6 protein-coding genes are annotated in these 9,790 nt (G+C 59.8%); 4 read left to right on the plus strand and 2 right to left on the minus strand.

Annotation, left to right across the window (positions count from 1 at the left end; genetic code table 11):
- Positions 1-1,283: glycosyltransferase (locus tag IH881_18905; protein MCH7869771.1), on the minus strand; the 1,283-nt coding region annotated here is incomplete at its 3' end.
- Between the two features lie 207 nt (positions 1,284-1,490).
- On the opposite strand from IH881_18905, the gene IH881_18910 reads away from it, so the two are divergent.
- On the plus strand, positions 1,491-2,906 hold the full coding sequence (locus tag IH881_18910; GenBank protein MCH7869772.1) for a sodium/proline symporter: 1,416 nt from the start codon (positions 1,491-1,493) through the stop codon (positions 2,904-2,906).
- A 6-nt stretch (positions 2,907-2,912) separates the two neighbouring features.
- Here the strand turns inward: IH881_18910 and IH881_18915 are convergent, their stop codons facing one another.
- A complete protein-coding gene (locus IH881_18915; GenBank protein MCH7869773.1) occupies positions 2,913-5,342 on the minus strand; it encodes an FAD-dependent oxidoreductase in 2,430 nt (809 codons plus the stop codon).
- A gap of 371 nt (positions 5,343-5,713) precedes the next feature.
- Here IH881_18915 and IH881_18920 point away from each other — a divergent pair, with 371 nt between their 5' ends.
- The 3 genes from IH881_18920 to IH881_18930 all read left to right on the plus strand — a co-directional run bounded on the left by IH881_18920 (position 5,714) and on the right by IH881_18930 (position 9,689).
- Positions 5,714-7,120: an FAD-dependent oxidoreductase gene (locus IH881_18920; protein MCH7869774.1), complete on the plus strand. Its 1,407-nt coding sequence runs from the start codon at positions 5,714-5,716 to the stop codon at positions 7,118-7,120.
- An 87-nt stretch (positions 7,121-7,207) separates the two neighbouring features.
- On the plus strand, positions 7,208-8,035 hold the full coding sequence (locus tag IH881_18925) for a phytanoyl-CoA dioxygenase family protein (GenBank protein ID MCH7869775.1): 828 nt from the start codon (positions 7,208-7,210) through the stop codon (positions 8,033-8,035).
- Positions 8,036-8,933: 898 nt separating this feature from the next.
- Positions 8,934-9,689 carry an outer membrane beta-barrel protein gene (locus tag IH881_18930; GenBank protein ID MCH7869776.1) on the plus strand — a complete coding sequence of 252 codons (756 nt, stop codon included), beginning with the start codon at positions 8,934-8,936 and terminating at the stop codon, positions 9,687-9,689.
- Positions 9,690-9,790: the final 101 nt, after the last annotated feature.

Raw genomic sequence — 9,790 nt, forward strand, 5'->3', positions numbered from 1 at the left:
AGGAGCCGGTCGATACTGTTGGCCGCGGTCATGCGCCCGTCTTGCTTCTGCATGTAGCGGCTCGTCTCCGCGATTCGCGCTTGAATGGCCGGATCGGTGCGCAACCGCTCGATGTTGTCGAGCAGTTCGTCATCGGTCCAGTCGTAGCGGGGCATCCCGATCCCGTGCCCCGTGTCGTTCACGCGCGCGGCGTTATCGTGGCCATCCCACACGAAGGGCATCACCAGGGGCGCCTTGCCGAAGTAGAGGGTCTCGTTCAGGCTGTTGTTGCCGCCGTGCTGAATCACCACGTCGCAGTGAGGAATCACGGCGGGTTGGGGAAACCACGAGGCGATCTGAATGTTGCCGGGCGGTTCTTCGTACTGGTCGAGATAGTCGCCCACGTTGACGAGAACCCGATAGGGCGATTTGCCCAGCACGACGATCATGCGCTTGATGAGTTCGACATCGGCGACGCCGAGGCTCCCGAAGCTGAAATAGATCAGGGGCCCATCGTTGTTCTCGCTGAAGGTCGGAACCTCGTAGCCCTCTGGTTCCTCTCGCACACAGCCGTCCAGATAGATGAATTTTTCGGGATCTAGCGCGTGGCGTCGCTCGTACCGCAGCGGCTTGGGGTAGAGGAGCAGGTTCAGATATGGCGAGGGGAGCACGAACTCGGGAAACGGCAGGCGTTCGTGGTCGCACGATTCAATGAAATCCATGAAATCGTCATGGATCGGCTTCATTACTTCTTCGAAGCGCGCGCGATAGCGCTCGAAGCCCGCGTGATCGTCTGCACTGCAGCCCGACAGGTGGGGAGGAATGTTCGGGTCCGTGATTTCGTTCTCACTGCACGAGATCATGCGCACCCACGGAACACCTACAGTCTCGGTGTGGGGATATAGAGCGACGTTGTCGTTGATGATCAGATCGGGGCCGATGTTGCGAAACGCTTCTCCGAGATCATTTTTTACCGACCACCTCGAGGTGTCGATGATCGCCTCCCAGCATCCCTTTACGTAAGTACTAATCTGATCGTAGGGAGAGGTCCGAAAGCTGGGGAGATACTTGAGCATGAAGTCGCCCCAGTACTTCGCGGATTCTTCGGGCGTCATCGGTTCCATGCAGGAGATGTGTTGCTCGGAGAAGCCATAGCGCTCGGCGGTTCCGGCCAGGCCCGGGTCGAGGATGAAACTGCACTCGTGCCCCAGGTCGCGAAGCCCCTGAGCAATTCCGATGAGATTCATCACCGGCCCGATGGCGCCGGGCTCGGGAAACACCGCGATCTTCTTGCCCTTGCTCATGCGTCGACTCCGGTTCTTATCTGAGGAAAGGAAGTTTAACGAGGGTTCTCGCAGTCGCCGACACCTGTCAGCAGGTAAAAATTGGCGTTTGCGAGCCCTGGCGGCGGTATTAAAGAAATTTTCAATTTTGCGAAGCGCCGATTGGCAGCAATATGTCAAACTCGGCCGTGCGGGGAAAAGCAACCCCGGTCATAGGGGGGTGCATCCATGACGGTTGTCGTCGTCAGTTTCATTGTTTGTCTCTTATTCTTTCTCGGCGTGGGCATCGCGTCGGCGAGTCGTCGAAAGAACACGAGCGAAGACTATCTCCTCGCGAGCCGCAGCATCGGCCCCTGGGTGGTGGCGCTCTCCGCAGTCGCCACGAACAACAGCGGGTTCATGTTCGTCGGTCTGATCGGCGCAACCTATACCGAGGGTCTCTCGTCACTCGCGTTGATGGGGGGCTGGGTGACGGGCGATTACGTCGCCTGGCTGGTGGGCATTCCCAAGGCCCTGCGGAAGCGTTCCGAGGAGGGCGGGTGCGCGACGATTCCCTCGTTCCTGGGCCACGGGATGGAGGGCGGGGAAAAGGTCGTCAAGGTCGCAGCGTTGATCGTTCTCGTGTTCCTCGGCACCTACGCCGCCGCGCAACTCACCGCCGGAAGCAAGGCACTGCACGCTCTCTTCGGCTGGGACCTGGTAGCCGGCTCTGTCATGGGTGCGCTGATCGTCGTGGTCTACTGCTTCTCGGGCGGCATTCGCGCGTCGATCTGGACCGACGTCGTTCAGTCTGTCGTGATGTTCGTGGCGATGCTGCTACTTTTGCTGGTGGGCATTTCGGATGCGGGGGGGCCGGTGGCGCTCTGGACGTCACTCGCTGAAATCGACCCTCAACTCGTGAGCATCGTCCCCGCAAACGCACCCTTCGGTTTTGCGATGTTCGTGCTCGGCTGGCTGGCGGCGGGCTTTGGCGTCGTGGGCCAACCTCATATCATGGTTCGTGCGATGGCCATCGATTCGGCCGAAAACATGGCGTCGGCGAGGCGAGTGTACGTGACATGGAACGTGCTCTTCTCGATCTCGGCGGTCGGTGTCGGCCTGACCGCGAGGCTGCTACTGCCAGAGTTGAGCGGCTTTGATCCGGAACTCGCAATGCCCACGCTCTCGATGCAGCTGCTGCACCCCGTCCTGGTGGGGTTGGTACTCGCGGGATTGTTCGCGGCCACCATGTCTACCGCCGACTCCCAGGTGCTCTCGTGTTCGGCGGCCCTGACCCAGGACCTGCTGCCGCGACCGGGCGCAAGCCACTACTACAACAAGGCCGGCACCGTCTTCGTCACGGCGATCGTGTTGGGTTTTGCGTTGATGGGGTCGAGCGTGTTTGCGCTCGTGGTGCTCGCCTGGTCGAGTCTGGCCGCTTCCCTGGGCCCGCTGCTGGTGATTCGTTGCCTGGGACGCAGGGTTACGAGCACGACTGCGCTGGCCATGATGATTGGCGGACTCCTCGCCGTGCTCGGCTGGAAGTACGGGCTCGGCTACGGCGCTGGCCTCTATGAAGCGCTGCCCGGCATGTTGGCGGGCTTTGCCATCTACGCCATCGGCGACGCAATCGGGGGTAAGACTACGGAAAGCGAGACGGCCTAAGCCGGCTTAGGATCGCAGGCGGTCGTTCTTTGGATCGAAGGCCGGGTCGGGATCGAGCACGGTCGCGATGCGGCGCTCTTCCAGAATCTCGATTTCGATCTTCGTCCCCACCTCAGTGAATTGGGGCGCCACGTAGGCAAAGGCGAGACTCTTCTGGATGCGGTGGCCGAAGCCGCCAGATGTGGTGACACCCACGACCTTGTCGTCGGAGTAGACCGGCTCTCCCCCCAGGCAATCTGCGTTGGAAGCGTCGACTTCCAGATAGACGAGCTGTTGGCTGACACCTTCACGCTCGATGCGCAGAATGGCGTCGCGGCCCACGAAGTCGCCCTTCTTCATGTTCACGAAACGTCCCAGGCCGGCTTCGACGGTCGAGATCTCGTTCGTCATTTCTGCGCCGATGCCCCGGTAGCACTTCTCCATCCGCAAGCTGTTGACCGCGTAGACGCCGAAGTCCGCGATGCCAAATTCCTGGCCCGCATCCCAGATGGCGTCGTAGAGCTCCAACATGCGTTCCATCGGATGGTGGAGTTCCCAACCCAATTCGCCGACATAGTTGACCCGCAGCGCGCGGCACGGCACTCCGGCAATCTCGATCTCCTGTGCGGTGAGCCAGCGGAAGGCGTCATTGGAAACGTCGGCGTCGGTGATCTTGCTCAGCAGCTCGCGCGCAGAAGGCCCGGCGACAATCAAGTTGCCCCACTGATCGGTGACATTCTCGACTGCGACCTGCTCCCCTTCGCGGATCGCCTGGGTCATGGCGTCGAAATCCTTCACCTCCCAGGCCGCACCGGTGAGTATATAGAAGCACTCATCCGAGATACGCGTGATGGTGGCTTCCGTCTGGATGCGACCCGCATCGTTGAGCAGGTGCGCGAGCTTGATACCACCGGTCTTTTTGGCCATGCGATTTGCGAATACGCGGTTCAAGAACGACTCCGCATCCGGCCCGGTCACGTCGAACTTCGCAAAGCTTGAAAGCTCCAGCACCCCGACGCGTTCGTTCACGGCGCGACATTCTTCCGCGACTACTTCAAAGACATTGTTGCGACAAAACGAAAGCTCTTCTTCGCGTCCGTCCAACGAGAACCACTTGGGGCGCTCCCAGCCGAAGGCTTCGGTGTGCACGCATCCCTTGTCGACGAGTTTTTCGTAGATGGGCGTGGTGCGCGACGGGCGGCCCGCTTCCCGTTCTTCGCCCGGGATGTGGAGCGCGTACATCTGGATGTAGGCGTCGAAGGCTTTTGCCGCGATGTAGTCGTCGTCCGCGTAGGCACCGAAGCGTCGCGGATCGAGGCTCGTCATGTTGACGTCGGCCGCGCCATGAATAATCCATTGGGCGAGGAACTTGCCGCAGCCCGCACCCTGGGCGATGCCGATGGAAGCGCCATTGCATTGCCAGAAGTTTCGCAGCCCTGCTGCTGGGCCCACCAGGGGGTTGTCGTCGGGTGTGTGGGGAATGGCGCCGTTCGTGACGGACTTGATGCCCGCGTCAGCCCAGATGGGCATGCGCTTCAGCACGCGTTCGAACTGTTTGTAGACGCGCTCGAAGTCGGCCTCGAAGAGCTCGCTATGGGAACTCCACTCCGGCTGACCTTCGTTGTCACGCCAGGCCTGTACAGCGATGTCGACCTCGTAGATGCCGATCAACGCAGATTTCTGCTCCTGCCGGTAATAGGCGGACGCAGTGGGGTCGCGCATCACCGGTATTTCCTCGTCGCGCTCGACGAACTCTTTGATGGGTTCGGTGATGAAGTACTGGTGCTCGGTATTCCAGATCGGAACGTCGGTACCAACCATCTGCGCAACCTTGCGCGCATAGCAACCCGCCGCGTTTACAACGTGTTCGGCGGTAATGGTGCCCTGCTCGGTCACCACTTCCCATTCGCCGCTCTTCAGCAGATTGATGTCGATGACGCGATTCTTGCGGATAATGGTCGCGCCGAAGTTCGTGGCGCCCTTGGCCATGGCGTTGCAGGTACCGGCAGGATCTACGTGACCGTCGTCCAGGGTCCAGGCTCCCGCGATGACGCCGGTGGTGTCGAGGAAGGGGTTGATGCGTCGGATTTCGTCGGGCCCGATCACGTCCATCCGGTAGCCGATGTGCTTGGCAATGTCGGCGACGTGCTTGAACCACTCGAGTTCGGCCTGGGTGGTGGCCAGGCGAATTCCGCCGCAGCCATGCCAGCTCGTGTACTGGCCCGTCAACTCCTCGAGCTTGGGATAGAGGGTGTTGCTGTGGTGATGGATCATCGCCATCGTGTAATCGCCGATGAAGCTCGGGCACTGGCCAGCGGCGTGCCAGGTCGAGCCTGAAGTCAGCTCGCCCTTTTCGATCAGGACGCAATCGGTCCAGCCTTCTTCGGCCAAGTGGTAGAGCAGGCCAACGCCCATCATCCCACCACCTACAATGACTACTCTTGCGTGCGAGTTCATACTGATTCCCTACAGCGTTTGCTTTTTGGGCAAGCCCGTTCTACAGCCAAAGCAGACGGTGGAAGGATTTGCGTTCGTCGTCGGCCGCCTCGATGTTGGCGAAGGCCGGGGCCAGAGGGTATGGAAATTTCTCGCGCCTTGCCCCTCCCCGGGCGGCGAATCGAACCGGGGGGAACGCCGAAGTCTCGGTACCCGCAGGCCAAACGCAGGCCACCGGAAGCCCTGACGAGTGGGCAAGGCAACCCCAGAGGGGAACGAACAACCAACACCCAAGACCCATTGTAGAAGCTAGCGCTCTGCTACCGCCATCCGTAATAATGCGCCCATTCCTGACCGGTTCGTGCCGGCAAACCCATTTGAGAACGGATTCGATCGTGCAACCCCACCTGCAAGCTCTAGCTGATTCTAAATTTGCGCCCCTCTGGACGGACCAGGATGCCCGTCCCGAACCCCTGCCGGCATTGGCGAAAGACGAAAAGTGTCAGCTTTTGATTGTGGGGGGTGGCTTTACCGGCCTATGGGCAGCCATGCAGGCCAAAGAGCAGATGCCCGATCTAGACGTGATCTTGATCGAGGCAAAAGAGATTGCGGAAGGTGCATCGGGGCGCAATGGCGGCTTTCTCAGCTCGAGCCTCTCTCACGGGGACTCGAACTCCGATGTCCACTTTCCCGGCGAAACGGATCGGCTGCATGAACTCGGACAGCAAAACCTCAAGGAGTTCATCGACACCCTCGAGCGACACAAGATTGATGCCCGCTACGAGAACGTCGGCGAGCTTACGGTCGCCACCAGCCCGGAGCGCGCGCAGGCGCTGCGCGAGGAGTACGAAGAGCTGAAGGACGAAGGGGAGAACCCTGTCTGGTTCGACCAGGAGGCGATCCGCAAGGAGATCAATTCGCCGACCTATTTCGCGGGGCTGTGGGAACACGAGGGGCAGGACGGGGTCGTGGATCCCGCCTATCTCTGTTGGGGATTGAAGAAAGTGGTGCTCGAACTCGGTGTGCGGATCTTCGAAGGCACCTCGATGCATACGATGAGCCCGGACGGATCGGGGATGAAGCTCGAAACGACTGGCGGCAGTATTCGCTGCGACCGCATCCTGATGGGCACCAACGCCTACCCGAGCCCGATCAACAAAGCGAATCGAACCATCATACCGGTCTGGGACTACGCGTTTGCCACCGAGCCCCTCTCCCCCGCACAGCTCGAATCAATCGGCTGGCAGCGACGACACGGCGTCGGGGACTACGTCAACATGTTCTACTACACACGGTTGACCCACGACAATCGCATTACCTGGGGAGGCGGCGGCGTGGTGAACTACCACTATGGAAGCCAGCGGGATCAGAAATGGGCTGACCCGCCGGATCGCTTTGCCCGGTTGTCCAAGCAGTTCTTCGAAACCTTTCCGCAACTCGAAGGCATTCGTTTCAGCCACCGCTGGAGCGGCATCATCGCATCGACCACGCGCTTCTGCATGGCGCCCGGCTCTGCCTACGATGGCCGCGTTTCCTGGGCAATTGGTTACACGGGACACGGCGTTGGCGCCACGCGCTTCGGTGCCAGGATCGGCCTGGAACTGCTGGGCTACAACCCGACCGACATCCTCGAGATGCAGTTCGTCAAGAAGGCCCCAATGGCGTGGCCGCCGGAGCCACTGCGCTGGATCGGCGTAACGCTGACGCGCAAGGAAATGGCGAGAGCCGACCGCAACAACGGCAAGCGAGGACTCTGGCTAAAGCTGCTGGACCATTTCAATCTGGGCTTTGCCTGCTGAGCAGGTTCGAGCGCTGGTTCGATTCGTCGTATAAAATTGATGCCGGCGCCATGCATCTAGCCATGCAGAGAAGATGGAGAAGCGGACATGCCCGAGCTACAACATTTCGACCGAAGCGTTTCGCCGGACAAGCTTTGGGAAGCGATCGATACCGCGGGCGGAGTCATCGTCGATGACTTCGTGCCAAAAGATCTATTCGCCCAGCTTCAGGACGAGTTGATGCCCCTGGTGGGAACGCACTCGCCCGGCTGCAATGACGACGCTCACGATTTCTGGAAGGATTTCCACGGCCGTGAAACCAAGCGCATCACGGGTCTCGCCGGGCGCTCGGATGGCTGGGTGCAACTGCTGTGCGACCCGCTCTTTCGCGCGCTGGGTGATCACTATCTCCAGCCCAATGGTTATTGGCTCAACACCGGGCAGTTGATCTGCATCGGACCCGCTGAGACACCCCAAATGCTGCACCGGGACGAGGGCAATTGGCCGGGCGCCATCAACCCGAGCGAGGAGATCACGGTCACGGCCATCTTCGCCCTCACCGACTTCAGCGAAGAAAACGGTGCCACAGTGGTGATACCGGGTAGCAATTTGTGGACGGACTTCAGTCAGGCCGCGACGCCGGATCGAATGAGACGCGCTGTCATGCGGGCCGGCTCTGCCTTGCTCTACAGCGGCAAGATCATCCACGGCGGCGGGGCGAATACGACTGCAAACGAGTGGCGCGTAGGACTTCACGCCGGGTTCTGCCGGGGCTGGCTTCGCTCCGAAGAAAACCACCAGCTCACCACCACCCTCGAACAAGCGCGTCGCATGCCCGAACACGTCCAGCGCTTGCTCGGCTTCCGCTCGTTCAGCCAACCCATGGGCGGCCGCCTGGGTCTCGTCGACTACGAGGACTGCGCGCAGCTTCTTTGAGCCATGCCATGACGGCACTCTCAGCGGATTGACGATCCGGCGGGAGGGGTCGGGACGGAAGTGGAAGCGTTGGGATCGATCAGGGATCCATGCGCGTCGCGGTGATCGTCCCGGTATCGCCTATGCAATTCGGATCGCTGTGGGTCTCGACCAGGTAGGTCCCGTTCAGCTCGTTTCCAAGCATATCTAAAGTCACATCGAGCCGATGGTCGACAGCGGGCGCTGGATCTGGGTTCAGAAATAGGAGTATACGCCCAACCACTTCGACGAAACCTAACGATACACTGGGGCAACTTGTACCAACGATACATACAACGCCATCCCAGCAGGTCGTGCCCGAAAGCGACGCGGACGTTACTTCCGCGGCTAGATCCCCCCTCGGATCCACCTGCCCTCTTTGGTCGAAAACCATCACGATGTCCCCCGTGCCGGAGATCGTCGAGGGGTTCGGGGGATTATCGCTTGTCCACGTTCCCATCCAGGTTCCTGAAACATCGAGAACGGGCGCATCGATGACTCCCGAAGATCCAGTTTTGTTGGTTTCGCTGCATGCTGTCGCCAGTGCAACTCCGAGCAATAGCAGAAACAACTTTCGACTCATGTTCAAACCGCCTCTAATGACTTTTTATTACCAGTTGGCCGGTTGGCCGGTGCGTCATCTTAGCCTCAAATTCCCCGGCTTCGATAGTGACGCGTCGAGGATCTCACACGGCGGCTGTACAATCAAGGCTAAATGAAATTGTGAGCTCATCGGCAGTTTTGGCGCAACTACTATTCTGCGTTACGAAATCTAGCCTCTCGAGCTGCTTGCAGGTCGCTAGATAAAATGACATCATCGGCCGGCGCAGCTGGAAGGATTCGCTTGGAATCATTGCCTTGCAGCGGGAGAAAAGTAGACGTGGGCAACATGGGCAAAAGTCTCATCATCGTAATTATCGGGTTTATGCTAGCTGCGTCGCCGGCGATCGCGGGTCGACATGGCAGTACCGCCGGCATTGCAATCACTGGAGCCTCGGGTCTGGTCATGTCCTTGGTCTGCATGGCTACAAGCATCGCCGGGCGAGGCGAAACCCCGCGCTCGGAGTTTGATCGCCGAGGCTGGATGGTGGGATTGAACGCCGGCTACGGCCTTCCCGGTCCCGACTTCAAGGACAAAGAAGAAGACAGTCTCAACAAGGTGCTCTCGCCGTTCGACGTTTCCTTGGACGGAAACAACGGCAGTGGCGTTGTCACGACTCGTGGAGGCTATCGATGCGGTCGATGGTTCTCGGTCGAACTCGGGGTCGAATGGCTTAGCCCGATAGACCGCGACATTGTCAGTTCTTCGCAGGGGAAGATCTCTTCGGTTGAGATCGATCCGATCTTCGTGAGCAGCAACGTCAAAGGATATCTCCTGTCAGGGCGCTATCAGCCATTCGTTACCCTCGGTGCTGGCGCGCTCAATATCAAGTCTGTTACGACCAGTGTGCTGGGCCCCCAGACCAAGATTGTCAATAATTTTACGGCGGTCGCGCTTCGCATGGGTGGTGGTATCGACATCTACGTCACGAAGAACTTCGTCTTCGACCTCGAGTTGAGCTACGTGCTGCCGGTGTCGACCATCACGAATTACCAGTACCTCTCGATCGGAGCTGGTCTTCTATACCGCTTCTGAATCGCCTCTGAGGTTCGGTCCGCGCTAGTGGTCTTCACCAACAACACCCCCAACACCACCCCCAACACCTCCTGAGCACTCGCCTCGGGCTAGAGTCTATC

This window comes from Myxococcales bacterium (assembly GCA_022563535.1).
In the GTDB taxonomy this organism is placed as follows: Bacteria; Myxococcota_A; UBA9160; order UBA9160; family UBA4427; genus DUBZ01.